A 26,469-nucleotide genomic window follows, 5' to 3' on the forward strand; every position below is an offset into this window, starting at 1 on the left:
AGTTCCGTAGAGTGGCTACGCGCTATGAGAGAAAGGCTAAGTACTATTTAGGGACGCTTCAATTAGCTGCTTCTATGATTTGGTTAGCGTAATTGTCAACGCCCCCTAGTCTTATCAATCAGTCTTAGGAGAATAGACTCACACATAAGTACACCACGAAAATACCGATGATATTTAAGATCATGCCCGCTTTTAGCATTTGGCTTTGCTTCACTTCACCCGTTGCATATGCAAGCGCATTCGGCGGTGTTGCCACTGGCAACATAAAGGCACACGTCGCGGCCACCCCAACACCAAATACCAGCGAGTAGGTGATCGCCGGATTAAATTGATCCGCAAGCGCAATCATAATAGGGATTAAAATCGCCGCAGAGCCCGTATTAGAAGCCAACTCGGTTAAGAAAATCATAAAACTAATGCACGCCAATATCAGCAACCAAGAGGGCGCACTTTCAAGCGCTGACATTAATGTTTCGGCTAACCATGCCGACGTCCCCGTTTCTTTCAGCACCATAGACAAGCACAAGCCACCCCCGAATAACAGCAAAATGCCCCAATCGATTTGACGTTCAAGTTCTTTCCAGCTGATGAGTTTCAATGCCGGCGCTGCAGCCGTGATCACCAGTGCAATCAGACGATCAAAACCATCCACCCCCAAAAAGTCACCGATGGGCTTAGCAAAAACCCAACACACCACAGTAAACATGAACAAAGCGATTGAGCCTTTAGCTTCAGTCGTCCAGCGCATCGGTTCTTCATCCGTTAACTGCACCACTTGCGCGTCTTTTTCAGGACGAATGACCACCCACAACGCAAAGATTACCGCAGGGAACATCAAAATAGTGGTGGGTAAGCCCACTTTAAGCCACGTCATGAAATCCATGTTTAATGCCGCAGCGGCAATGCCATTGGGGGGTGAGCCCACTATCGTCGCAAGCCCGCCAATATTGGCCGCATAAGCGGTGCCTAAAATAACAAAAGCACGCATACGAATGTATTTTTTCTCGATTAACCCGATGGCAATAGGCAGCATCATCGCCGTCGTTGAGGTATTACTCATCCACATCGACAACAGAGACACCACCGAGAAGAACAAAATCACCGTCCGCCATAAATGGCCGCCAGTCACTTTAGTCACCGTAGACGCTAGCCAGCGATCAATACCGTGCTTGTTCAACAACGCGGCAAGGGTAAAACCGCCCATAAAAAGATAAATAATACTGGAGGAAAAATTGCTCATTCCGGCTTTAAAACTCAATATATGAGTCAAGGCGGCAACAACAGGCACCAGAATAGCAGAAACAGATAACGGAATGATTTCGGTCATCCAAAGTCCGGCAAATAACAACAGCATGAAAATACCCAGCTGTGTTTCTGCTTGCTCAACCAATCCTTGGCCAATAAAGTAACTGGTGATTGCCCATAGCAAGATCAGCACTAGCTTCAACGGAAGTGAAAGATTATTCATATTTTTTATCTTATTAGATTAGATTAAATGACATACAATCGAATGTGAGTGATTTCTCAAATTCAAATTAAGTCCCAAAACAAGAAAAACTAAGAGCTTCTATCTTTTAGGCCTTAAACCATTAACATATACTAAATTAAAGAAAACTAACCTACCAGTTTCTCTATCATCACAGGATATAAACATCTATTTTTACAAATAAACACAAATAAAAAACTACATTTAATTAACCAAATAAATAGATATACATAAAAATGATAACCTAATGAAACCAGACTCAGTACTCATGCTGATTTTATATGCATGAGGCTCTCAGCATGAAAAACAGCATATTGAGCATAATGGGTTGACCCACTATTTCCTCATAACATGTTATGCTTTTAAGACTGAGGTTGACTCATTGACCTATCCCATTATGACTTTATCCGTTAAGAGGCTTTAGGCGCCATGTCGACTCACCCACCTGCGATCCCCAGTTTCGCTCGACTCATTCCATTACTGGGTGCCATGATTGCGATTACGCCCTTTGCCATTGATATGTCTTTACCGGCAATGACGACACTTGCAACTCAATTTCATACTCCGATGAGTGACATTCAACAATCATTAAGTCTTTATTTAATAGGATATTCAGCCGGTATGTTTGTCTTCGGCCCTTTAGCCGATAAATGGGGAAGACGACGCTTTGTCATTTACGGTTTACTAGGGTTTATGCTCTCCAGTACTGCGCTTGCCTTGACGTCGAATATTGAACTTTTTCTCCTATTACGTTTTTTTCAAGCGTTTACTGGCGCTGCCGCGACGGTGGTGATCCCCGGATACGTCAAAGAGATTTATGGTAAAGATACCGCTAAAGGCATGTCTTATGTCATGCTCATCATGATGTTAGCCCCCTTAATTGCCCCCTCTATTGGCAGCTTAATCTTAGTCTTAGGTGACTGGAATCTCATCTTTGCCTTTATGGCCGTTTACACCTTAATTATTGTGATTGTGGCTTTCTATAAATTGAAATTACCCAGTGATGACATCCTAACTGAACACAGTCAATTATCTTTTGTGAAAAACTATAAAACCGTGTTAACCAAACCGGGGATCGCCTTAAATATCATGACAAGCTTCGTTATTTCTTTCGCCTATTTTAGTTATTTAACCGCTTCGCCTTTGGTGTTTATGACGGTTTTTGGTTTGTCCCCTGAAAAATTCACCCTCATTTTCACTACCAATGTCGGTGCCTTAATGTTAGCCACTGCCATTAATAGTCAACTTGTCACCCGTTTTAGGACCGATACGTTATTACGCATTGCCACATTGTTAGCCACTATTGCAGGCGTGGCCTTACTGACCGTTAATACATTAGGAATGAGTTATCAATATACTGCTGCGGCCTTAGTCCCATTGATGGGGTGTTTAGGGATCATGTCGGTGAATGCCGATACCATCGTATTAATGAAATTTCAAAAAGAAATTGGTACCGCATCGGCCGTGATCGGCACACTCAAATTTGGCTTTGGCGCTTTAGGTGGACCGATTTTAGCCTTATTTTCTACCCATACTGCAGTGCCTTTCGCGATCCTCATGTTAAGTGCGGTGATGCTGGCGGGTCTACTGCAAATACTCAATCGCTCGCATTTAATCCCCAATGAGTCTCTCTGATTCACAGAGTAACATCGCTAACATCAGCCTCTATAAACTTCAAAACTTCACTAATAATAGATTTTTTGAGTGTTTTTTACATTAAAGTTGCAAATTAAAATATCTATTTTTGTTAAAAATATTGTATTTATTTCATTGATAATGAAAATATTTCACCTAGGGCATGTTTTGATTTAAAAAACTTGTAAAGCCCATGATTTTTTATATGATGAAGACACTGTTGATACAATCACAGGTACCTCATCTTTCAGTAAGATGATACAGATTTCCACTCGATATCTATCAGGTACAAACGAGCAAGGATCACCGTCCGCGCTCATTTATTCAAGCGATTACCGTCGCTGTAGCAAGGTACTGCCTACCGCAGCGGTAACTTATGAGGATTAAGTAATGGAAATGTTATCTGGCGCGAGTATGATCGTTCGATCGCTCATCGACGAAGGCGTAAAGCATATTTTCGGTTATCCAGGCGGCTCTGTACTGGATATTTATGATGCATTGCACGAAAAATCCGATATTGATCATATTCTTGTTCGACACGAGCAAGCCGCCGTCCACATGGCTGACGGTTACGCACGCGCAACAGGTAAAGTCGGCGTCGTGTTAGTCACCTCTGGTCCCGGCGCAACCAATGCCGTCACAGGTATTGCAACTGCTTACATGGACTCCATACCTTTAGTCGTACTGTCAGGACAAGTCCACAGCAGCCTGATTGGTAATGATGCCTTCCAAGAATGTGACATGATTGGGATCTCACGCCCCATCGTTAAACACAGTTTTTTAGTGCAAGATGCTAAAGATATTCCAGGTATTATAAAAAAAGCTTTTTATCTTGCCGCTACAGGTCGACCAGGCCCTGTCGTCGTCGATATTCCAAAAGATTGCCTAAATCCTGAATTATTACATGAATATCAATATCCTGAAGCCATTAAGATGCGCTCTTATAACCCCACGACCAATGGCCATAAAGGCCAAATTCGTCGTGGGCTACAAGCCTTATTAGCCGCTAAAAAGCCGGTACTTTATGTGGGAGGAGGTGCCATTATTTCTGGCTGTGACCCACAAATTCTGACCCTTGCAGAAAAGCTTAATATTCCCGTTGTCACCACATTAATGGGACTAGGCGCGTTTCCAGGTACTCATCAGAATTGTTTAGGCATGCTAGGCATGCACGGTCGGTATGAAGCCAATATGGCGATGCACAATACCGACTTAATCTTTGGTATTGGGGTGCGTTTTGATGATCGTACGACCAATAATGTTGACAAATACTGCCCTAACGCCACCATCTTACATATCGATATCGATCCCTCCTCAATATCCAAAACCGTGCGAGTGGATATTCCCATTGTGGGCTCAGCTGACAATATTCTCGATAGTATGCTGGCATCATTAGCCGCCGATCCCACTAAGGATAATGACAAAGCCGCTCTCGATCATTGGTGGAGTGAAATAAATCAATGGCGCGAACGTGACAGTCTCGCTTATGATAAAAATAGCGGCCGCATAAAACCTCAACAGGTCATTGAGGCGGTATACAAACTCACCAATGGTGATGCTTATGTCAGCTCAGATGTCGGTCAACACCAAATGTTTGCCGCTCTCTATTATCCGTTTGATAAGCCTCGACGCTGGATCAATTCAGGTGGCTTAGGCACCATGGGCTTTGGTTTACCCGCCGCAATGGGGGTGAAAATGGCCTTACCCGACGAAACCGTAGTGTGTATCACTGGCGATGGCTCTATTCAGATGAATATCCAAGAGCTTTCAACGGCATTGCAATATGGCACGCCAGTAAAAATTATCAACCTCAATAACCGTTTTCTCGGTATGGTAAAGCAATGGCAAGATATGATTTATTCAGGTCGCCACTCACAATCTTATATGGACTCTGTACCTAACTTTGCCAAAATTGCTGAGGCCTATGGCCATGTGGGAATGACGATTAACGATCCTGCTGAGCTAGAGGATAAACTGGCTGAAGCCCTGGCAATGAAGGATAAATTGGTGTTTGTTGATATCAGTATCGATGAAACCGAACATGTCTATCCCATGTTAATCCGAGGTGGTGCAATGAATGAAATGTGGCTCAGCAAAACGGAGAAAAGCTAATGCGTCGTATTATTTCTATTTTACTTGAAAACCAATCTGGTGCTCTGTCTCGCGTGGTCGGCTTATTCTCACAACGTGGGTATAATATTGAAACCTTAACGGTGGCCCCCACAGACGATGCCACACTGTCGCGCTTAACCATTACGGTTAAAGCCGATGAGGCCATTTTAGAGCAAATTGAAAAACAACTGCATAAGCTGATTGATGTCATTAAAGTCTTAAATGTCAGTGAAAGCCCTCATGTCGAGCGAGAACTCGCACTGATCAAGGTCAAGGCTCAAGGCGATAACCGTGAAGAAGTCAGGCGCACCGCCGATATTTTCCGTGGACAAATTGTCGATGTGACCGCTAATTTGTATACCGTCCAAGCCATAGGGACGACTGAAAAGTTAGATGCCTGTATTGCGGCATTATCTGAGTTTACTAAAGTGGTCGAAATTTCACGCTCGGGTGTGGTCGGTTTATCTCGCGGCGAAAAGGCCATGAAGTTATAAACTGATTTAAACACGCAAAAAATGTTTAAACAAAAAAGGTAGCCAATTGGCTACCTTGGCAAACTTCACACTCCTATGACAGAGTATTACCCAGCAGTCACTTGACAACCTTCAACGCTGTCAGAGTTAGTGTAAACAACGTCACCTGTTGGCGCATAGTCAGCAACAGCAATAACCGCTTGCGCTTTGAAGAAGTCATAAAGCACGTCAGCATCAACATAACCAGTCATAACAGCCGCATCAAGCGCTGGGTAACCATCACCACCTGCCGCATTATAGCTAGGTACAGTGAAAGTATAAGACTCCGTTAAGCTAAAGCCTTTACCATTGATGTCACTGATATCGACCGTATTGGCGGTACAATCAACGGTCATTGAAATACCTTTTAGCTGTGGATAAGCACCCGAGCCAATTTGGAAGCTAGCCACCGTACCTAAATAATCAGCAATCTCTTGTCCCGTTAAGGTATTTTTAGTGATGGTATTACCAAAAGGTTGTACTGTTAACACATCTTCATAGGTCACTTCACCCGCTTCAATTGATGCACGGACCCCACCTGAATTCATCACGGCAAAATCAGCACTGATTTCCGCTTTACTTCTTTGAGCTTCAGCAATCAGCTGACCTAAATTCGTTTGCTTGCTACGGACAACATCACGAACACCCTCTAAATCACCATCCGTTATTGCAATCACTTCAAGTAACTCTTCACTGCCTTGGTCTTGGTAAGTACGCAGAATTTCTTGAACAACCGGATCTGCCTCAATCTTATCACCCACCAATACTTTCGTGGTACTTCCATCTTCATTTTCAACTTTCATTAATAAGTTGACAGGCACTAACTGGTAGCTGGCAAGGTGTAATTCACCTTCATAATATTCAAAATCTGCACGTCCCACATACTTGCCCCACTCGTGAGCTTGCATGATGTAAATGCCATTTTGTTGATCAGGCGCACATTCATCACCCGCGCTGAAATCAGCATAGGCCTCAGTGCCCGCTTCCATACAAACAGGGTTTTGAGAATGACCGCCAATAATACCATCGAGTAAACCGGCTTCCAGCTTACGCGCCATCGCCACATCTCCGGGTGCATTACTGCCACTGGCGCCATTGGCATAGTGACCCATGTGGGTTGTTGCAAAAATAACATCAGCCGCGTTCGCGGCATTAATTTCAGTAATCACTTTAGCCACTTCTGTAGTGGGATCGGTAAATTCGAGTTCACTGATATATTCTGGGTTACCGAGTCTTACCGTATCTTCTGTGGTTAAACCAATCACTGCCACTCTAAGACCATTCACCTCAAAGATTTTATACGCGTCAAAATAACGCTCGCCATCTTTATATATGTTTGCCGCAAGCATAGGGAAATCAGCTAAGTCACGCTGCATTTCCAAAATATCTAATGCATTATCAAACTCATGGTTACCCACAGCCATGGCATCATAACCAATCAAGTTCATACCGACGAAATCAGGTTTAGCATTAAGCAAATCGGATCTTGGTACACCTGTATTCACATCACCGCCTGATAGCAATAGCACTTCACCGCCATTGGCTTCAACTTCAGAGCGAATTTGCTCAACCAGTGTCATACGTGCCGCCATGCCATATTCACCACTGCTGTTTTCCCAAAAACGACCATGGTTATCATTGGTATGAAGCAGCGTAAACGTAGAACATGCATCACCCGCTTCGACGCAGCTAGTGGCAATTTCAGATGTTGAACTTGTATTATCATCGTCGCTACCACAACCGGCAAGTGCGGTTAGAACGGCAGTCGCCACCAATCCCTTAAGTAATTTTTTATTCATCATGTCAACCTATTATTTTTATTTATCATTTTTATAATATAGCGATAACGCATCGTTATTTTTATTTCGCTGGCGCTCATTCTAGCAAAAAACAAACTTAATATGTGTCAAAAATATGACAATTTGTAATTTATTTGTTTTGAGTGTTATTTTTAAAGCGTTAAGAATAAGCATAAGTTAAAACAATCATTATGAAAAACACATAAAACCATTTATTTAACGACCACAAAATAAACATCAACAAGCTGAATTTAAACAACTTTACAAATTAAATTAATAACACCTAAATTATGAACAATTAATTAATTTGAATGAATTTAACATCTGACTATTTTTTAAACGTGCAATTGTAAATATCCCGCTAAAATTAAAACCAACCTCAATCAATAGCGGGAAAAACATACAATAAGTTAATAGGACAACCAATAAGAAGACCATCGAAAAGGGAGGGAAAGACACAACAAAGAGGGAGTTAAAGTATAAAGAAAAATGTAAAAAGCCATTAAAGATGACTTTTTACATTGCTTGATTTATGCACGTTTACCCTTTAGCGGAGTTCACGATAATGAGTCATTCACATGAATCATTAGTGCCCCGACACCTGACAACCTAACGGGCTATCGGAATTATTATAGATAATATCACCCGTTGGCGCATAATCAGCCACCGACACGTTCGCCTTTTGCTTGAAAAATTGAAACAAGATGTCGGCATCGACATGCCCCGTCGGCACTGCATCAATAATGGGATAGCCATCACCACCCGCAGCGCTGTAACTTGGAATACTAAAGGTATAACGATCCGTTTCTTTAAAATCACGACCATTGATCTTACTAATATTGACCGATTTTGCAATGCAATCCACGGTCATTTTAACATGGGTGATTTGCGCATACCCCCCCGAGTCACTCTGCATCGCCGCCACTTGGCCCAAATAGTGACGCAAGTCTGTTCCTGACATAGTCGCTAAACTAAATAGGTTACCAAAAGGCTGTACCATTAAAATTTCACGATAACTCACCTTGCCTGCGGGGATAGAATCTCTGACGCCGCCTGAGTTCATGATCCCAAAATCCGCAGCCACTTTTTGGCTTTGTACCTGCGCAATTAATTGCCCTAAATTGGTTTGCATAAAACGCACATGATCGCGCTCACCGTCAAACATCCCCGTAATCTCAGCCACGACTTCATCTAATTCTTCTTGACCTTGGCTTTGATAAGGCGCTAACGCCGCTAATACCTTTTTATCGGGTTGAATATAATCCTTCACCCACATTTTGACGGCTTTACCCTCAGCATCAAAAACAATCTTTCCATTATCGCCCCGTTTTGTTTTCATGAGGTTGACCGGAATAAGCTGATAATCGACTAAATGCAGTTGAGCACCATAGTATTCAAAATCCGCTCGGCCCACATATTTGCCCCACTCATGGGCTTGCATAATATAGGTGCCATTTTGCCTGTCGGGCGTACAGGCATCCCCAGGCTTAAAGTGTGCGTAGTCTTCGCTATCAGGCTCCATACACACAGGGTTTTGCGAATGACCACCAAACACCGCTTGTAATAACCCCGGTGTCAATGAACGTGCCATACTCACATCACCCGGAGCATTACTACCAAAATGACCATCGGCAAAATGACCCATATGCGTGGTCGCAAAAATAACATCCGCGGCATGACTGACTTTGAGTTCTTTAATCACTTTCGCAATTTCAATTGCCGGATCGGTAAACGTCAGCACATTGACAAATTCAGGATTACCCAACTTAGCGGTATCTTTGGTGGTCAAACCAATGACAGCCACTTTTAAACCATGAAGGTTAAATATTTTGTACGGCTCAAAATAACGCGTCCCATCGGCTTTATAAATATTCGCCGCTAACATGGGGAAATGAGCCCATTCACGTTGTTTATCTAAAATGGATAATGGGTTATCAAATTCATGATTGCCCACCGCCATCGCATCGTAACCAATCAAATTCATGCCGACAAAATCAGGTTTCGCATCTTGAAGATCGGACTCTGGCACCCCAGTATTGATATCGCCACCCGACAATAAAAGGACTTCACCGCCTGCTGACTCAACCTCATTGCGGATCCGATCCACTAAGGTTTTGCGAGCGGCCATGCCGTATTCGCCCTCTTGATTATTCCAAAACCGTCCATGATTATCATTCGTATGTAACACCGTAAAATGGATGCAATCATCACCCGCCGCTTCACAGCTATTCACCGTCGTGTTGACTTGCCCAGTACCCACATCCGCCGCTGTAGCGGCATAACTATCCGCTCCCCAATCACAAGCAGATAGAAAAACAGCCAATAAAATCCCTGTGGCTCCTTTAACGAGCTTTATTATCATGGTGCATTAACCTTTATCATTATTGAATACCAATGCTATTTTAAGAAAAAAACTGGCATCTATTTTGGCGGCGAATTTTACCATGTAAGCCGATAGCGTTAATTCAATAAAGTGAATGGGCTAGACTTATGTATGATAACAAGCGTTAAATGCCAACAAAAGCAAACAAAATTGAGATGATTTAACACCAAAAACACACATAAAGATTAAATATAAAGAGAAATGTAAACAATAATACTGGGGATACGCCCAAGCCGATTGGCTTGGGTTTAAGAGAATTAGGCGCTCGCTAAACACTGATTGATCCAGCGACCAATCGCGGTTAACTGTTGCGGCAAAACATTATGCCCCATCGTATACGCTTGCCATTGAGTTTGATAATTCGCCTTTAATAACGCTTCTTTCGCCATCATGCCCGCTTCAAACGGCACGACCTCATCTTGCAAACCATGATTTTGCAATATTGGCGTAGCACTATTTGGCTCACTCAGCCCTTCAGGCAATTGATCGCCTGCCGGTAAATAACACGATAATCCCATAATGCCTGCCAATTTTTTAGGATAACGCAGCCCCGTAAATAAGCTCATTACGCCCCCTTGACTGAAACCAGCTAATATTATCTTGTCAGTGGCAATCCCTAATGCTTCTTGCTCTGCAATCAGCGCTTTGACCTGAGTCTCACTGGCGAGCACACCCGCCATATCCGCTCTATCGAGCAAATCCATACTCTTGATGTCATACCAAGAACGCATGACGTGGCCCGCATTAATGGTCACGGCTTGCTCAGGGGCATGGGGGAAAATAAATCGAATGGAATGTTGCGTACCTAAACCCAGAGCCGGGACCACAGGGGAAAAACCCGCCCCTGAGTCACCTAATCCATGTAACCAAATCACACAAGCATCGGTCGCTAGTTTAGGCTCAATGGTAATACGCTCCAATGGAACAACTGACATTTTATACTCCTTATGACATTAACGTGTCTTTGATGAGGCTTAACTGAGCTAATGAGTCGAGCTTAATACTCCAGCGAACGGCGCCAGCATCAGCATACATTATTAACACATCCGTTCTAAATTGGATGTCTTCAGCCATGGCATATAAGGTGGCATCAGCCAGTCGAATTTGCACTTCATCAGACATCACGATCAATTTACCTTGAGAAAAATCAATAATCATTGTTATCTCGGTGATAAAAAAGCCCAAACATATGAGGATATTTGGGCTTTAAAACAAAAAAATTCAATTAATGCTGATGGCCGCCCTTTCCATGAGCATGGCCATGAGCAATCTCTTCGGCTGTGGCGTCACGTGCATCAATCAGCTCGATATCAAAGGTCAATTCACGACCGGATAATGGATGATTCACATCCACAGTGGCCATAAACTTACCGACTTTGATAATCGTCACTTCACGTTGACCCTGATCAGTACTCATTAGCGCGCTCATGCCCGGTTTCCACACTTTAGCACCTTGCAAATGCTTCACTGAAACACGTTGTTCTGCATTGTCATTACGTTCACCATAGGTTTCAGATGCAGGTAATGTCACACTGAACTTTTCACCCACTTCTTTACCCGCAATCGATTTTTCGACACCTGGCATCATATTATCATGACCATGCAAATAAGCGATGGTATCATGACCTTCATTCGTTTCTAATACATCACCTTTTTCATCGCGTAATGTATAATTAAACTGCACAACCATATCATCATTAATACTCATAACTATCCTTTCACTATCCTTAACACTTTTCAATGGCGGCAGCTTATCAAATGCAAGCGTTAGGCTCTACCCCCATATGGCCAAAAAAATGCCCAATATCGTAGCGATATGCTTTATTTGATGAAACCAATCAAAAAGCTTGCCGTCAATAGCACCTGCCCCTATATACCCGTGATACTTCAAGATCCAGGATCCACGGGTATAAAAGGAACACATGGCTTGAGGCTTGAGGATCGATATCCAACCCCGTTAAAGGGACAACATTCAGCAATCTTGGGGATCTATATCGATAACCCTAAAGATTGAAAAGTCGCAACACTGGGATACCCGTCAGCGATTAAGCCTTGACTCTTTTGATAAGCTTGCAATCCAATGATAGAGCGTGAGCCTAAAATACCGTCCGCTTCCCCCACTTCAAAGCCTTTTTCATTCAGTGATTCTTGTAATGCTTTTAACTTTTCTCGACTGAGCCTTGGCATTTCAGGGGGCTTCACGGTTAATACGCCCCCGCCATTAATTCGATTGGCTAACCTTCCTACTGCAATGGCATAGAATGTCGAACGATTCCAACGCATGATCACATCAAAATTTTCATAAGCTAAAAAAGCAGGGCCGGTATGCCCAGAAGGCAAGTATAAACTGGCCTGCAGATCCGGTGTACTTAAAGGCGTTCGATTGGTATTTAACAGCCCGAGTGCAGACCAATCAGTCAACGGTTTTATCTGGGCTTTACCGGTGTTTTGATATGAAAATCCGCGAGGCAAAATAACTTCTCGGCCCCAACGTTCATTTCGATTCCAGCCTAATTGTTGTAAAAAATACGCCGCTGAGGTTAATGCATCCTCCTGACTATTCCACAAATCAGCCTTACCACTGCCATCAGCATCAATAGCATATTGTGCATAAGCCGATGGCATGAACTGCGTATGTCCCATGGCTCCCGCCCAAGAGCCCACCATGTCATCACTACTAAAACCATATTTCTGCTTCAATTTTAGTGCTTGCATTAGCTCACCAGTAAAGTACTTACTGCGCCTAGGTAAGCAAGCCAACGTCGCCAATGAATCCAATACTGGCATTTTTCCCTTATAGCCACCAAAATTGGTTTCTAAGCCCCAAAAGGCGAGTAGATACTGAGCTGGGACCCCATATTTTTTGGTCAATTGTTCTAAAAAGGCACGATTTTCTTTTAATAAGCGTCGTCCCTGAACCACTCGAGCCTCGGTGACTCTACGATTGTAATAACCTTCAAAAGTTTGACTGAATTCAGGTTGTTGATTATCAAGTTCAACCACTCTAGGCACATATTTCACTTTCGCTAAGGTATTATCAATAATATCTTGAGACAAACCTTGCTCTTTAGCCGTGACTTGTAACCGCTTCACACAGGTTTCAAAATTTTCTGCTGACACCGAAGGGATATAAATACTTGAAAATATAAGTATTGAAGCTAAGGGGATTAATTTCATAGATTAGAAGACTCCCAAAAAAATAATAACGTGTTTGATTCAAATCACAATGTGGATCTTCACTCTAGACTAAAGCACTCCCTCTTACTAACGAATCGCATGAAAATTCGGTAAGTTTAATCAAATTGGCTATTATTTCAGCCATTAGTTCTCTTTTTTTAAACAATCATTATATAACCGCCTGCATAAGCCCTTTTTTGTCATTAAAAGCTTGATAAAGCGCGAGCGCAATTGCACACTAGCCCCTTACCCACTCGCTTTTATTTAGCCAAGAGAGCCAATATGACAAACACGGATCCTGTATTGAACACTTTTATCGACAACGTTAAAGAACAACAACGGGTTTGGGGACTGCAAGATGAAACTGGCGAAGGCTGGGTTGTGTGCGACTCTGCTGAATATGAAAACACTGATGTCATGCCACTATGGTCTACTGAAGCCCAAGCTAAGGGTCATTGCACAGATGAGTGGGCCAGTTACAAAGCCGTTTCCATTAACCTTGAAAGTTTACTGGAAGATTGGATTAGCGATCTGAATGACGATGGCGTATTAATTGGCGTCAATTGGATCGAAAATCAAATTTGCTTGGAAGTGGACCCTATCGAATTGGCCAGCGCTCTAGTCAATATAGAAGCTGAATAATCGATGTGACTCTATGCCCGACCCCGTAAAAGATGCAGGTTCCAGATTGAATTAAAAGGCTTTCAGGCAAGGTCATTTATCGCTCCTGCATCAATGATATTCCCACCCCCTGACATTGATCTCTTTACGTGGTTCCCGAAACAAAGCTTGACAAGCTGCTGCTCATCTAATAACCTGATGGTGTTTTTGGTGTTCCCTTATGTCGTTTTATACTGCTGCAAATCCCCCCGTTCACAGGTTTGATTTTCTTCACAGCGTTAACGTAACAACTCCATCGTTGATATCGTCATATTACTGTCACAACAGTGTGTTTCACTGGGTGCAAGTTTTTTGATCAGACATATTATTTACATTATTAATGGCTAATATTTGGACATAACGACTCCTATATGCTATTTAAAATGGGGGGTATCAAAACACTTAATGTTCATCTTTTGCTGTTCGCTAAGGATATTTTATTGTTAAAACCTAACTGTCAACCATTGGCAGATCATTACAAAAAGGAGTGTGGCCTATGTCATACCTAGTAAATGGACACGAAATTACAGTTAACTTTCCAGTCAACTCAATTTCAGTAAATAAATCTTCGATCGCCTTCACTGATTGTAGAGGCAAAAATAGAGAAACTTTTTCAAAGCGTACAGAAGCGCTTAAATTTATGAAGTGGTTACTCTCAAGTAACAAATAATAGATAAAAACGACTTTTCGATACTCTTTCCTCTCATTCGTATCGAATGTTTGTTATTTAAACAAACAGTTAGGACTACTTTTCCCCAGCTCTCAAGTCACTACATTTGGTTCAGGTGGTATCACTTTCACAGATACATCACCTGACCAAATGGCTACTAAAGCCCTTACAGTATATTTCATCTCTCAGCCCACTCCCTATATCACTCACACTGCATATCAACCAAACTTTCGCTGATAACGCGGTAACATACTCGCATTGCCTAATAAACCACCTTGATGAATATATAAAATCGGTCGCGAGGGTTTTTTTTGACACTTATGTTGAAGAAGATCATTTTGAAGAAGATAGCTCTCCAACACTATCCACCCTAACGGATCATAAAGTAAGTCAAATTCGATACCCGTGTCATTTAATCGCTTCCACATCTCATAAAATGGCCGATATAATTGACCAAAATGAAATTTTTTCGGGACTTCAATCACATTGGGATGAAAACAAGTATTAGACACTAGCTGAGAAAACTGCTGTTTCAGGTAATCACTGCCTCCTACCGCAGCGCAAGTCATGACATGAACAGAATGCCCCTTCTTTTTAAAAAAAGACGCTAGATAGAGAGCTGTTGTCCCTGTACCTGAAGGCAAAAATACCCATAACTCATTTAACTGCTGAGCCCGCATCCAAATCAGTATTTCCTCTCCTAATTGCGATATGCCATATTGAGCATACTCACACCGTCCTCCTTCAGGAATAACCAAAACAGAATCATCGTCCTTTGACACTAAATCGTCAATATAAGCGGAGCAGCTTCTCTCCCTTCTGTCGGCCACTTGGCTTAAATTAATCACATTGGCACCGTTAATACACGCGCCGACAAAATTCCCTTGAGTCGATTTAAGTACCTGATCGGCGATATGATCTACATAATAATCAAACTGCCAGCCTTTCATTTTAGCCAGTGCAGATAATGAATACAGTGCATTAGATTGTGGCGACCCAAAACTGATAAGGCGCCTCACGTAAGGAAAATCATTATCCAAAAAAAAACGAAACTTACGGGCCTTATTACCTGAAAACTCAGGGTGCAACATATCATCCCGCTTCACAAAAACCGGATATCCACAGAAATCAATACGTTCCACTGGTGTACTATTAAGTTTCATGGCTTTACACGTTGAGACATTACAAAGATTTGCTATTTTACCCTCCAGATAATGAAAACCATAACTTATTAGTCAAAATCATCAAAAAATAACCTCAAGATAAAAATCATACTCATGATACCAACCCAAAAAAATTAAAATAGCTTATTATACATTAAGTTAAATGTTGGCATGAAATTAGCTTATTTAGCGATATATTGAAAATACAAACAGTAATATCATTGGCTAACATCACTGCTCCCTCTTAAAACGACGTAATATCAAGGGGGAGTGCCAAATATGATAAGACCAACAAGGAGAATTTAATGGCTGTATTACGCTTAGCCTTCAACATAGCTTGGTTTATAATGGGCGGTTTCATCATGGGACTGGCATGGTGGTTTGCAGGACTCTTATGCATTATCAGCATAATAGGGATCCCTTTTGCTAAATCTTGTTTTATTATAGGAGAGATGACTTTTTGGCCTTTTGGTCAAGATGCCATTAACAGACAAAATCTAACAGGGAAAAGTGATATTGGTACAGGCTCATTCGGTCTGTTAGGTAACATCATTTGGTTTATCTTACTCGGTTTCTGGCTCGCTATTGGGCATATCATTTGCGCCATAGCGAGTGCCATCACCATTATTGGGATCCCTTTTGCTTTTCAGCATTTAAAACTGGCCAAACTTACTGTGATCCCAATAGGACAAACGATTATTACCACTCATAACTAATGGTAATAGCCCAATCGGCCAAAACAAAAAAGGAAGCCTTGCGCTTCCTATTATTCTTGTTACAGGATGAGGAGCGAATGATCACAGCACTGATCACTCACGGCTAATATTGGGCACATTGGGCACATTGGGCATATTGGCTTCCATGACCGCATCGACATCGATTTTAGCCAAACCTTGATTGAAAATCTCCCGCCATTTTCGCCCTTCAGGCGTATTTCTAAAGGCGACAAATAATTCTTTTTCGACGAGGGAGTGAGCATTAACTTGTAATTTATCCTTTAAAGGCCCCATTCCCTCTCGCGCCAATAAGTATTTCAACACATGTAAATCAATGACTGCGCCATTCACTCTTCCCGAAACGACTTTACGAATATTTTGATCATCTGAAGTCACCGTTTCTACTCGTTGTAATCCCGACGACACCATACCATCGAATGCTTGTGTATTCACATAACCTTTAACAACACCGATGGTATATTGATTTAAATCAGACAGTTTCTCCCAATAAATAGGATTATCTCTATTTTCCACAATCACCAATAGGCTTGATCCAATGGCAACGGAAAAAACGAGATGTTCGGCCGGAAAAACGTACTCAGGGATATAACCCAGATACTTAGTGTGACTCCGGGTTGCCAACCTGACAGCACGATTCCAAGGATAAAAGTCAACCACAAGTTCATGTCCCATCGCTTTCAAAGCTGCGCGCGTAACGGCAATCACCGCCCCTTTGTTTTCAAGCTGCTCACTAGAGTAAGGCGCCCAGTTTAACGAGGTTAAATATAACGTATCGGCCTTAAGCGGAGAAAGAAAAGAGAATAAAATCAATATCATTAAGCATAGCTTATGGCGAGAAAACGTGAAATGACGACAACCTTCAACAATGTGGCTAAATATTCTCCACGCCCGAGATAAACAAATCCTTAGAACCCACAGCATTATCATGAAACTCCTTAACGATAATCGTCCATTATCACACAAAAATTTTAGTCAATTTCAAGCATATTGCCACTATCCGTTTTGAAAAAAGCTTACAGGATATTCTTGAATATGCCTATGCATAGAGACAAATAACCTCGACGAAGGGGAAACTAACGCATATTGCGTAAAATCATTTATCCCCAAATCCGTTGAAAAGACAGGTTCCAACGGGTTTAAAAATAACTGGGGATTCGTCAAGCTTGGGTATCGACCGATCTTAAGTATAAAATGCTTTTTCAAATTCATCTAAAATCAGTTCAGTAAATAATTGCCCACATCGCCCTAATGGCCTCTGTAAAGTGGATACTAATTTGGGTGTAAAACTAAAACGACTCCCACCAGTAAAATCGACTTCAACCAATTCCCCTTGAGTCAGCTCTTTTTTTATTAAAAAATCCGGCATCCACCCAAAACCGACCCCCATGAGTAAGGCATTTTTTTTCATCATAAAACCCGATAAATAAAAAACTTTATCGCCGCCAAATTGTAATTCATCTTGACGAGTTTTCTCTGGAGAAGAATCTTCAATCGTCAACTCAACATGATGTTGCAATTCATATAGGCTTAACTGGGTTTTATTCGCCAGCACATGAGCGTAACTTGCCACCAAAATACTGGTGATCTCAGGTAATGCTTGAGGTTGATAATGTGGCCCCGTTCGATAATCTTTTACCAACATTAAATCGGCTTTATCTCGCTCAAACCGATGTTGAACCCCGCCTAAAAATTCCATGTTCAGTTGAATTTTGGTGGGGATCTGATAATCAGATAGACGCTTTAAAGCCCGCATAATCGGCTCCATAGGTAAAGCTCCATCGATCACCAACTCCAATTTAGACTCCCAACCTTGACTGAATCGGCTTGCTAAATGCTCAATATTAGCCAAGTTTTGTAATAATTTCCGGCCTTCGGCGAGAATAATTTCCCCTTCAGGGGTTAGTTCTGCTCGGTATTGATCTCGGCTAAAAAGTGTGATCCCTAGATGCTGTTCCAATTTTTTAACCTGATAACTAATGGCAGACTGAGCCTTATGCAGTCGCTCTGCCGCCTTAGTAAAGCTGCCTTCTTCGACTAATACTTCCAGTATTTTAAATACATCAATATCGACACGCATCGCTGCCCTCCATGTAAAGATTACTTTACCATCAAAAAAATAGATGGTTTTAAGAAAAATATTATTCTTTTTTTTGTTTGTTTTAGCAACTAAATTGGAGATAAGGATCACAGACGTTAAATAATTGCGCTGGGCGCATGAGGAAGACTGACATGCCATTCTATGTTAAACAAGGCCACATTCCTGAAAAACGCCATATTCAATTTAGAAAAGATGACGGTGAGCTTTACCGAGAAGAATTATTCTCAACCCACGGCTTTGCCAGTATTTATTCCAATAAATACCATCATAATATGCCAAGTAAAGCCCTTGATGTCACTTCACATTCCCTTTCCCATGGTGAGACTTGGCAAGATGCATTAGTGCAAAATTATAAACTCGATACTACTCAGGCCGATCAAACAGGCCATTTCTTCGGGGCACGCAACAAAATATTTCATAATAGTGATGTTGCTTTCTACACAGCTAAAATCACAGAAGAAACCTGTGAGTTTTATCGAAATGCCTACGCAGATGAAGTTATTTTTGTCCATGAAGGACAAGGAATCCTTTATAGTGAATACGGCACAATAAAAGTGAAAAAATGGGACTACTTAGTGATCCCTCGAGGCACAACTTACCAACTCAAATTCGACGACTATCAAGATGTGAGACTCTTCGTTATCGAATCGTTCTCTATGATTGAAGTGCCTAAACACTTTCGTAATGAATACGGTCAAATGCTCGAGTCGGCCCCCTATTGTGAACGTGATATTCGCACGCCCACTTTAGAAGAGGCCATTGTTGAACAAGGTGACTTTGCGTTAATCAGTAAATTTGGCGACCGATATCAACACATATCATTAGAATGGCATCCTTTCGATTTAGCAGGCTGGGACGGATTTGTCTATCCATGGGCCTTCAATATTGAAGATTATGCACCCAAAGTCGGACAGATCCATCTCCCACCTTCAGAGCATTTAGTTTTCAGTGCCCAAAACTTTGTGATCTGTAACTTTGTACCCAGACCCTATGATTTTCATCCATTATCTATTCCCGCACCTTATTATCACAGCAATATCGACAGTGACGAAGTTATCTATTATGTCGATGGCGACTTTATGAGCCGAACGGGCATTAAAGCGGGCTATATGACCTTACACCAAAAAGGCGTACCTCATGGACCACAACCCGGCCGTACAGAAGCATCCATAGGAAAAAAAGAAACCTATGAATATGCGGTCATGATCGACACCTTTAATCCATTACACCTAACAACGCATGTTAAAGACTGCATGCAAGAAGACTATAACCGCTCGTGGTTAGAAAAATAACAACGCATGCAACCACAGTATTAGCACATTGAAAGAGGATATTCACATGGCAAGCGAACAGAACCCGTTAGGTCTACTCGGTATTGAATTTACTGAATTTGCCACACCTGATCATAATTATATGCACAATATTTTTATTGACTTTGGCTTTTCCTTACTCAAAAAAGCCAAGCACAAAGACATTCTTTATTATCAGCAAAATGACATCAATTTTTTATTAAACACTGAACATAAAGGCTTTTCAGCAGAATTCGCCAAAATTCATGGGCCCGCGATTTGCTCTATGGGCTGGCGTGTCGAAGATGCCAAGTTTGCCCTTGAAACCGCTGTTGCCCGTGGGGCAAAGGCCGCTGCGCCTAACGGCACAGATCATCCCTACCCCGCGATTTATGGCATTGGGGACAGTTTAATTTATTTTATTGATACTTTTGGCAAAGACAATAATATTTATCAAAACGACTTTGAGGATCTTCAAGCCCCTATTCATACCCAGGAAAAAGGCTTTCTTGCCGTTGACCATCTGACCAATAATGTCCATAAGGGCACCATGGAGTACTGGTCTAATTTTTATAAAGACATCTTTGGTTTTACTGAAGTGCGTTATTTTGACATTAAAGGCAGCAAAACAGCCCTGATCTCTTATGCCCTCCGATCGCCCGACGGCAGTTTTTGCATCCCTATTAATGAAGGCAAAGGCAATGACAAGAATCAAATCGATGAATATTTAAGAGAATACAATGGTCCAGGCGTACAACATTTGGCCTTTAGCAGCCGAGATATTGTGGCTTCACTCGATGCCATGAAGGGCTCTTCCATTCAAACCTTAGATATTATTCCCGAATATTACGACACTATTTTCGAAAAACTGCCTCAAGTCACTGAAGATAGAAAAAAAATAATCGACCATCAAATACTCATCGATGGTGATGAAAACGGCTATCTGCTGCAAATTTTCACGAAAAATTTATTTGGCCCTATTTTCATCGAAATTATACAAAGACGTAATAATCTTGGTTTCGGCGAAGGTAATTTTACCGCCTTATTTGAATCAATTGAGCGCGATCAAATGAAGCGCGGTGTTTTATAATCACCGCTAGCAATACCTAAAAGCTGATGATTGATGCCACAGAACTAAAAAGACAGCCATTATGGCTGTTTTTTTAGTTGCAAAACTTAATCACTATTGACTACACTGGGCACTGAATATGACCTAACAAAAAGTTGTCCGTTACTCATGCCTGATCTCGCACTATTAGCCCTTTTTATTCCCACCTTCTTTTTTGTCTCCATCACCCCCGGCCTGTGTATGACACTAGCAATGACGTTAGGCATGAGTATTGGCGTACGTCGCGCATTATGGATGATGCTAGGTGAAGTTTTCGGTGTGGCGCTCGTGGCTATTGCCGCCGTCGTTGGCGCTGCAACTATCATGTTGAATTATCCTCACCTGTTTACGATCCTCAAATGGATAGGCGGCCTTTATTTAACTTACATCGGTATTAACATGTGGCTCGCTAAAGGTAAAATGGCATTAGTCACTCAAACCCAAGTCCCTGAAGTCAGTAATAACGCCTTAATATCGCAGGGCTTTATCACCGCCATCGCCAATCCCAAAAGCTGGGCTTTTATGGTGTCTTTATTACCGCCCTTTATCCATGAAGGTTTCCCCGTGACACCGCAACTTATCGCTTTAGTCAGTATTATTATGATGACAGAATTTATCAGTATGATGGCTTATGCTTCTGGCGGAAAAAGCCTCAAGTTATTTTTAAGCCGTGGGGATAATGTTAAATGGATGAATCGCATTGCCGGCACACTCATGATAGCCGTCGGTATCTGGTTGGCACTCGATTGACTTATAAATCATAGCATTAGATTTAGAATGAATTAATTAGCTTCGATAAACAGCAACATCAGCACATATGGATATCAATTATAAATACAATCCCCTTACCTTTAATCGCTATCTATGCATTATAAATAACAATATTTCATACTTACAGGCTAACACTTGCATTTACATAGCATAAACGTCAGATTACGGGGGATAAAAATCATTAATACCAAGGAGCTGTAATGCGATCGTTAAAGACCGCCTTTTTCACATTTTTCATGATATTGCCCTTCTTAGCCCTCGCTAACATCACGCCACCATCGGCAACCTCTGGCCCTTTATACACTCACTTAGCTACTGCCCAGCCCATTTGGGCCAAAAATGGCATGGTCGCGAGTCAAGAAGCATTAGCCACACAAGCGGGCGTCGATATTTTAAAGCAAGGCGGTAATGCAGTCGATGCGGCTGTCGCCGTCGCTTTTAGTCTGGCGGTTACCCTTCCTAGGGCAGGAAATCTAGGCGGAGGCGGCTTCATGCTGGTTCATTTAGCCAAAGAAAATAAAAACATTGCCATCGATTATCGTGAAATGGCCCCAGCGCAAACCCATAGGGATATTTTCCTCGATGAAAATGGTGATCCCGATGCCAAACTGAGTCGCGATCATGGCCTTTCCGTTGGCGTTCCCGGCACCGTCATGGGCATGGAACTGGCCTTAACACAATATGGCAGCATGAGCATGGCACAAGTCACTCGCCCTGCAATCAACATGGCATTAAACGGTATCATTATGACCCCCGATTTAGCTCATTCGCTTACCAGCGCCAAAAAACGCCTCGGCCGATGGCCCAGCACTGAAGCCGTTTTTTATAAAAAAGACGGTAGCCATTATCAAATCGGTGAACGCTTCACACAACCTGAGCTGGCTCATACCTTATCCTTAATCGCACAAAAAGGCAGTAAAGGCTTCTATCAAGGCGAAACGGCCAAAAAAATCGTCGCGGCGGTCACCAAAGCAGGCGGCGTCATGACACTAGATGACTTGCAAGAATATCAAGCCGTAGAGCGAGCCCCCGTAGAAGGCAGCTATCGAGGTTATCAAGTCGTTTCGATGCCCCCTCCATCTTCTGGTGGCGTGCATATCATTCAAATGCTTAATATTCTTGAACACTTTCCGATGGACAAACTGGGTCTTAACACCGCCAGTAGCATCCATTTAATGAGTGAAGCCATGAAACGCGCTTACGCTGATCGCAGTGAATATTTAGGCGATCCCGACTTTTATAATGTCCCCGTTGAAACATTAACCAACAAAGCCTATGCCAAAACACTGGCCTCTAAGATCAGTTTTGATAACGTCACTGCCAGCAACGACATCAAACCGGGTGATTTAGCCCCTTATGAAAGTAATCAAACCACCCATTACTCCATCGTCGATAGGTGGGGCAATGCTGTGTCCAATACGTATACCTTAAACTTCAGTTATGGTTCAGGGTTAATCGCCAAAGGCACTGGCGTAATGCTGAATAATGAAATGGATGACTTTTCAGCCAAAACGGGTGTCCCTAACGGTTATGGACTCATTGGCGGTCATGCTAATGCTGTTGAGCCCAAAAAGCGCCCATTAAGTTCAATGAGCCCCACTATCGTCATGAAGGACGGTGAGCCTTATATTGTCACCGGCAGTCCAGGTGGCTCTCGTATCATCACCACCACATTACAGATCATCATGAATGTTATCGATCATCATCTTAATATTGCTGAAGCGACCATTGCGCCTCGCATTCATCATCAATGGTTACCCGATGAAATTCGCGTCGAACGGAGTTTAAACCCCGATACGATTCAACTACTGGAAGATCAAGGCCATAAAGTCAGCATTAAAAATACAATGGGATCAACTCAGTCAATCATCATGACAGAGCATGGATTCACCGGCTTTTCGGACCTACGTCGCTCTGGGAGTCAAACCCTAGGCTATTAACACGTTATATTAACGGCGCGTCAATGACAGCTTACTTGACTCCACAATAGCGGGTTGCTCCTAATACCAATCCGCCATATACTCATGCAGCATAAGCGCTAGCGCCCTAAACGGTACATCACCTCAATGCCATTCACACCAAGTGGCATTGTTTTTCCTACATTGATTCAGTCACGTCATTCATTACTTGTCGCTTAACTCAACAATTGATCGCAACAGACCGCAGCAACAAACGCATATTCACCATCAAGATGGCACTTTTCCCCTGCATTCGTTTCTAAAGCATTACCCGTGTATTAATCCATGACAGTCACGCCAATCTCGCTTTAAACCCGTGGTAAACCGCCAAATAGCGTAAAAAAAAACCGTTTACAAAAATAGTTACAATTAAAAAACAAGTTTAATGGATTTACACCATTCAAACATGATATTTAAAGAGGTGATTTTTACAAAAACAAATTTATAAACAAAAAACAACAAATAAATCATCGGGGAGATAATGATGAAGGGATTGACCCTAAAACCACTCGTATCCGCTATGGCCTTAGCCCTAGCACTTAGCGCGTGTAATACAGCGAACACGACTATGCAAGAGAATACAGCACCCAATGTTGTCGCACAGAACATTATTGACAATAACGCCAATAACCCATTTTTTAAACCCTATGATACTTATTACCAAATACCCGATTTTGATAAAATAGAAGTGTCGCATTTTCAACCGGCATTCGAAGCAGGTATCGCGCAGCATAAAGCTGAAATAAACGCCATTACCGATAATCTAAAGCCAGCGACGTTTGCAAACACTATTGAAGCACTCGAGTTTTCAGGCAATTTAACCATCAAAGTCGCCAATGTGTTCTTTAATCTTACTGGTGCTAACACCAATGAAGAATTACAAGCCGTTTCAAAAGTCGTCACCCCAATGCTGTCTTCATCTGAAGATGATATTTATCTCAATAATAAATTATTTCTACGTATTAAAGAGGTTTATCAATCTCGAAATAACCTAGACTTATCCACTTCACAGGCAAAATTGCTTGAAGATACTTATCAGGCATTTGCACGTGGGGGAGCAAATTTAAATGAAGCCGATAAAACCAAACTACGGGGACTCAATGAGCAGATCAGTAAACTGAGCCTGGCTTTTGGTGATAATTTACTGACTGAGACCAATGCCTTCGAACTCGTTATTGAGCATAAAGCCCAACTCTCTGGGCTTCCTCAAGATGTGATTGATACCGCGGCACAAACGGCCATCAAACGCGGTCACCCTGGCAAATGGGTCTTTACTACTCAGCGCCCTTCTATTACGCCATTTTTAACCTATGCCGATGATAGAGCCTTGAGAGAGGTCATTTACAATGGCTATATCAAACGCGGAAATAATGACAATGCCAATGATAATAAAAATATCATTGCAAAAATTGCGGCATTAAGAGCTCAACGCGCTCAGCTCATGGGTTATCCAACCCATGCTCACTTAGTCCTTCAAGAACGTACTGCTAAAACCCCTGAAAATGTTTACGGTCTATTAAACAAAGTATGGCCAGCGGCGCTCGCTCAAGCTGAAGCTGAAGTCGCAGAAATGCAAAACCTGATTGATAAAAAAGGGGAAAACTTCAAATTACAAGCCTGGGATTGGTGGTATTATTCTGATAAAATTCGCGTGGCGAAATACAGTTTTAATGAACAACAAACTCGCCCGTATTTTTCACTTGAAAATACCCTGAAAGGCGTTTTCTATACTGCTAATCGTCTCTACGGCATTACCGCTAAAGAACGCACTGATCTGCCTAAATACCATGAAGAAGTCCGTACTTGGGAAATCTTTAATGCAAAAGGGGACAGTATTGCCATCTTTATGGGTGACTACTATGTGCGCGACAGCAAACGTGGTGGCGCTTGGATGAATGCTTATCGCCAACAATACAATATGAACGGTGTTGACTCTAAGCCGATTATTTCAAATGTATTGAACTATCCTCGCCCAACAGGCGATAGCCCTGCATTGTTGACCTTCGATGAAGCTAGTACCCTATTTCACGAATTTGGTCATGCCCTTCATGGCATACTGTCAGAGGTCAATTACCGCTCTCAAGCGGGCACTTCTGTACCACGAGATTATGTTGAGTTCCCATCACAAGTCATGGAAAATTGGATGACACAACCTGAAGTGCTAGCACAATTTGCCACCCACTACCAAACCGGTGAAGTGATCCCGCAGTCATTAGTGGCTAAAATTCAAGCTGCCAGCAAATTTAATCAAGGCTTTGCAACCGTAGAATACATGGCGGCAACAAAGTTGGATTTAGACTGGCACACCATCACTGACTTCACACCAAAAGATGCTGCAAAGTTTGAAGCTGACTCATTGAATAATATGGGCTTGATCGGCGAAATTTCCCCTCGCTATCACAGTACGTACTTCTCACATATCTTCGCTGGCGGGTACTCTGCTGGTTACTATAGCTACTTATGGTCCGATATATTGGGCGCTGATGCTTTTGAAGCCTTTAAAGAAAATGGCATTTTCGATAAAGAGACGGCTAAAGCTTTCAAAAGTACAGTGCTTTCGCAAGGCGGTAGCCAAGATCCTATGGCACTTTATAAGCAATTTAGAGGTAAAGAAGCCGGTATCGAACCCTTATTACGTAGCCGTGGGCTATTACAAGAGTAACCCGCAGCAACGATAAACAAGCTTCCCTTCTAAAAAAGCACAGTCTACGTTGAGACTGTGCTTTTTTATTTCCTCATCATTTCACTCCGTTAATAGCACAAACACACCTCATCCACTATCCTAAATGAAGTCCCCCCAATACCAGGGCGGGAGCATACTTTGTCGGATAATTAACCAAAGAAAACTTTTGCCCTGTAATCATCGTCCCAACTCGCCTTTTTTAGCTTATTTCGCTGACTTGGCGCACCG

Annotated in this window: 20 protein-coding genes; 10 read left to right on the forward strand and 10 right to left on the reverse strand. The window is 42.2% G+C overall.

Annotated elements, in window-relative coordinates:
* Nucleotides 1–124: 124 nt before the first annotated feature.
* Nucleotides 125–1,468 carry an SLC13 family permease gene (locus L2764_RS18150; protein ID WP_248941742.1) on the reverse strand — a complete coding sequence of 448 codons (1,344 nt, stop codon included), beginning with the start codon at nucleotides 1,466–1,468 and terminating at the stop codon, nucleotides 125–127.
* A 447-nt stretch (nucleotides 1,469–1,915) separates the two neighbouring features.
* Here L2764_RS18150 and L2764_RS18155 point away from each other — a divergent pair, with 447 nt between their 5' ends.
* The 3 genes from L2764_RS18155 to ilvN all read left to right on the forward strand — a co-directional run bounded on the left by L2764_RS18155 (nucleotide 1,916) and on the right by ilvN (nucleotide 5,727).
* Nucleotides 1,916–3,121 (forward strand): multidrug effflux MFS transporter, encoded by a 1,206-nt coding sequence (locus tag L2764_RS18155; RefSeq protein WP_248941743.1) that lies wholly within the window; start codon nucleotides 1,916–1,918, stop codon nucleotides 3,119–3,121.
* Between the two features lie 390 nt (nucleotides 3,122–3,511).
* Nucleotides 3,512–5,233: an acetolactate synthase 3 large subunit gene (locus tag L2764_RS18160; protein WP_248941744.1), complete on the forward strand. Its 1,722-nt coding sequence runs from the start codon at nucleotides 3,512–3,514 to the stop codon at nucleotides 5,231–5,233.
* Nucleotides 5,233–5,727 carry an acetolactate synthase small subunit gene (ilvN, locus tag L2764_RS18165; RefSeq protein WP_248941745.1) on the forward strand — a complete coding sequence of 165 codons (495 nt, stop codon included), beginning with the start codon at nucleotides 5,233–5,235 and terminating at the stop codon, nucleotides 5,725–5,727. Before L2764_RS18160 ends, ilvN begins: the two co-directional genes overlap by 1 nt.
* A gap of 86 nt (nucleotides 5,728–5,813) precedes the next feature.
* On the opposite strand, the gene ushA (L2764_RS18170) is transcribed toward ilvN, so the two are convergent.
* The 6 genes from ushA (L2764_RS18170) to L2764_RS18195 form a co-directional block, all read right to left on the reverse strand.
* On the reverse strand, nucleotides 5,814–7,544 hold the full coding sequence (gene ushA / locus L2764_RS18170; RefSeq protein ID WP_248941759.1) for a bifunctional UDP-sugar hydrolase/5'-nucleotidase UshA: 1,731 nt from the start codon (nucleotides 7,542–7,544) through the stop codon (nucleotides 5,814–5,816).
* Between the two features lie 586 nt (nucleotides 7,545–8,130).
* Entirely contained in the window at nucleotides 8,131–9,906 is a 1,776-nt protein-coding gene (gene ushA, locus L2764_RS18175) for a bifunctional UDP-sugar hydrolase/5'-nucleotidase UshA (protein WP_248941746.1), read from the reverse strand.
* 278 nt (nucleotides 9,907–10,184) lie between these two features.
* On the reverse strand, nucleotides 10,185–10,862 hold the full coding sequence (locus tag L2764_RS18180) for an alpha/beta hydrolase (protein ID WP_248941747.1): 678 nt from the start codon (nucleotides 10,860–10,862) through the stop codon (nucleotides 10,185–10,187).
* 10 nt (nucleotides 10,863–10,872) lie between these two features.
* Entirely contained in the window at nucleotides 10,873–11,085 is a 213-nt protein-coding gene (locus L2764_RS18185) for a DUF3389 family protein (RefSeq protein WP_248941748.1), read from the reverse strand.
* A 67-nt stretch (nucleotides 11,086–11,152) separates the two neighbouring features.
* A complete protein-coding gene (locus tag L2764_RS18190; protein ID WP_248941749.1) occupies nucleotides 11,153–11,635 on the reverse strand; it encodes an FKBP-type peptidyl-prolyl cis-trans isomerase in 483 nt (160 codons plus the stop codon).
* A 281-nt stretch (nucleotides 11,636–11,916) separates the two neighbouring features.
* The gene (locus L2764_RS18195) at nucleotides 11,917–13,104 is read right to left on the reverse strand and encodes a lytic murein transglycosylase (protein ID WP_248941750.1); all 1,188 of its coding nucleotides are present in this window, start codon (nucleotides 13,102–13,104) and stop codon (nucleotides 11,917–11,919) included.
* A gap of 282 nt (nucleotides 13,105–13,386) precedes the next feature.
* On the opposite strand from L2764_RS18195, the gene L2764_RS18200 reads away from it, so the two are divergent.
* A complete protein-coding gene (locus L2764_RS18200; protein WP_248941751.1) occupies nucleotides 13,387–13,746 on the forward strand; it encodes a DUF2750 domain-containing protein in 360 nt (119 codons plus the stop codon).
* A 906-nt stretch (nucleotides 13,747–14,652) separates the two neighbouring features.
* Here the strand turns inward: L2764_RS18200 and L2764_RS18205 are convergent.
* Nucleotides 14,653–15,597 (reverse strand): 1-aminocyclopropane-1-carboxylate deaminase/D-cysteine desulfhydrase, encoded by a 945-nt coding sequence (locus L2764_RS18205; protein WP_248941752.1) that lies wholly within the window; start codon nucleotides 15,595–15,597, stop codon nucleotides 14,653–14,655.
* A gap of 305 nt (nucleotides 15,598–15,902) precedes the next feature.
* On the opposite strand from L2764_RS18205, the gene L2764_RS18210 reads away from it, so the two are divergent.
* Complete coding sequence (locus tag L2764_RS18210; protein ID WP_248941753.1) at nucleotides 15,903–16,313, forward strand: YccF domain-containing protein; 411 nt, start codon at nucleotides 15,903–15,905, stop codon at nucleotides 16,311–16,313.
* Between the two features lie 93 nt (nucleotides 16,314–16,406).
* On the opposite strand, the gene L2764_RS18215 is transcribed toward L2764_RS18210, so the two are convergent.
* Both L2764_RS18215 and L2764_RS18220 read right to left on the reverse strand, forming a co-directional pair.
* Nucleotides 16,407–17,150, reverse strand: a complete 744-nt coding sequence (locus L2764_RS18215; RefSeq protein ID WP_248941760.1) for a substrate-binding periplasmic protein — start codon at nucleotides 17,148–17,150, stop codon at nucleotides 16,407–16,409.
* Nucleotides 17,151–17,514: 364 nt separating this feature from the next.
* A complete protein-coding gene (locus tag L2764_RS18220; RefSeq protein WP_248941754.1) occupies nucleotides 17,515–18,411 on the reverse strand; it encodes a LysR family transcriptional regulator in 897 nt (298 codons plus the stop codon).
* Nucleotides 18,412–18,563: 152 nt separating this feature from the next.
* Here L2764_RS18220 and L2764_RS18225 point away from each other — a divergent pair, with 152 nt between their 5' ends.
* From L2764_RS18225 to L2764_RS18245, 5 genes are all read left to right on the forward strand, one after another.
* Entirely contained in the window at nucleotides 18,564–19,724 is a 1,161-nt protein-coding gene (locus L2764_RS18225; protein ID WP_248941755.1) for a homogentisate 1,2-dioxygenase, read from the forward strand.
* A gap of 46 nt (nucleotides 19,725–19,770) precedes the next feature.
* Nucleotides 19,771–20,811 (forward strand): 4-hydroxyphenylpyruvate dioxygenase, encoded by a 1,041-nt coding sequence (gene hppD, locus L2764_RS18230; protein ID WP_248941756.1) that lies wholly within the window; start codon nucleotides 19,771–19,773, stop codon nucleotides 20,809–20,811.
* 147 nt (nucleotides 20,812–20,958) lie between these two features.
* Entirely contained in the window at nucleotides 20,959–21,579 is a 621-nt protein-coding gene (locus L2764_RS18235; RefSeq protein ID WP_248941757.1) for a LysE family translocator, read from the forward strand.
* A gap of 221 nt (nucleotides 21,580–21,800) precedes the next feature.
* On the forward strand, nucleotides 21,801–23,540 hold the full coding sequence (ggt, locus tag L2764_RS18240) for a gamma-glutamyltransferase (RefSeq protein ID WP_248941758.1): 1,740 nt from the start codon (nucleotides 21,801–21,803) through the stop codon (nucleotides 23,538–23,540).
* 502 nt (nucleotides 23,541–24,042) lie between these two features.
* Entirely contained in the window at nucleotides 24,043–26,220 is a 2,178-nt protein-coding gene (locus L2764_RS18245) for a M3 family metallopeptidase (protein WP_248941761.1), read from the forward strand.
* Nucleotides 26,221–26,469 lie beyond the last annotated feature (249 nt).

The sequence above is a fragment of the Shewanella surugensis genome (assembly GCF_023284005.1).
Taxonomy (GTDB): domain Bacteria; phylum Pseudomonadota; class Gammaproteobacteria; order Enterobacterales; family Shewanellaceae; genus Shewanella; species Shewanella surugensis.

What these genes read in the sequence shown, in the direction of transcription:
- L2764_RS18150 (WP_248941742.1), bottom strand. Translation starts at nt 1,468, where the DNA reads ATGAATAATCTTTCACTTCCGTTGAAGCTAGTGCTGATCTTGCTATGG.
- L2764_RS18155 (WP_248941743.1), top strand. Translation starts at nt 1,916, where the DNA reads ATGTCGACTCACCCACCTGCGATCCCCAGTTTCGCTCGACTCATTCCA.
- L2764_RS18160 (WP_248941744.1), top strand. Translation starts at nt 3,512, where the DNA reads ATGGAAATGTTATCTGGCGCGAGTATGATCGTTCGATCGCTCATCGAC.
- ilvN (WP_248941745.1), top strand. Translation starts at nt 5,233, where the DNA reads ATGCGTCGTATTATTTCTATTTTACTTGAAAACCAATCTGGTGCTCTG.
- ushA (WP_248941759.1), bottom strand. Translation starts at nt 7,544, where the DNA reads ATGAATAAAAAATTACTTAAGGGATTGGTGGCGACTGCCGTTCTAACC.
- ushA (WP_248941746.1), bottom strand. Translation starts at nt 9,906, where the DNA reads ATGATAATAAAGCTCGTTAAAGGAGCCACAGGGATTTTATTGGCTGTT.
- L2764_RS18180 (WP_248941747.1), bottom strand. Translation starts at nt 10,862, where the DNA reads ATGTCAGTTGTTCCATTGGAGCGTATTACCATTGAGCCTAAACTAGCG.
- L2764_RS18185 (WP_248941748.1), bottom strand. Translation starts at nt 11,085, where the DNA reads ATGATTATTGATTTTTCTCAAGGTAAATTGATCGTGATGTCTGATGAA.
- L2764_RS18190 (WP_248941749.1), bottom strand. Translation starts at nt 11,635, where the DNA reads ATGAGTATTAATGATGATATGGTTGTGCAGTTTAATTATACATTACGC.
- L2764_RS18195 (WP_248941750.1), bottom strand. Translation starts at nt 13,104, where the DNA reads ATGAAATTAATCCCCTTAGCTTCAATACTTATATTTTCAAGTATTTAT.
- L2764_RS18200 (WP_248941751.1), top strand. Translation starts at nt 13,387, where the DNA reads ATGACAAACACGGATCCTGTATTGAACACTTTTATCGACAACGTTAAA.
- L2764_RS18205 (WP_248941752.1), bottom strand. Translation starts at nt 15,597, where the DNA reads ATGAAACTTAATAGTACACCAGTGGAACGTATTGATTTCTGTGGATAT.
- L2764_RS18210 (WP_248941753.1), top strand. Translation starts at nt 15,903, where the DNA reads ATGGCTGTATTACGCTTAGCCTTCAACATAGCTTGGTTTATAATGGGC.
- L2764_RS18215 (WP_248941760.1), bottom strand. Translation starts at nt 17,150, where the DNA reads ATGATATTGATTTTATTCTCTTTTCTTTCTCCGCTTAAGGCCGATACG.
- L2764_RS18220 (WP_248941754.1), bottom strand. Translation starts at nt 18,411, where the DNA reads ATGCGTGTCGATATTGATGTATTTAAAATACTGGAAGTATTAGTCGAA.
- L2764_RS18225 (WP_248941755.1), top strand. Translation starts at nt 18,564, where the DNA reads ATGCCATTCTATGTTAAACAAGGCCACATTCCTGAAAAACGCCATATT.
- hppD (WP_248941756.1), top strand. Translation starts at nt 19,771, where the DNA reads ATGGCAAGCGAACAGAACCCGTTAGGTCTACTCGGTATTGAATTTACT.
- L2764_RS18235 (WP_248941757.1), top strand. Translation starts at nt 20,959, where the DNA reads ATGCCTGATCTCGCACTATTAGCCCTTTTTATTCCCACCTTCTTTTTT.
- ggt (WP_248941758.1), top strand. Translation starts at nt 21,801, where the DNA reads ATGCGATCGTTAAAGACCGCCTTTTTCACATTTTTCATGATATTGCCC.
- L2764_RS18245 (WP_248941761.1), top strand. Translation starts at nt 24,043, where the DNA reads ATGAAGGGATTGACCCTAAAACCACTCGTATCCGCTATGGCCTTAGCC.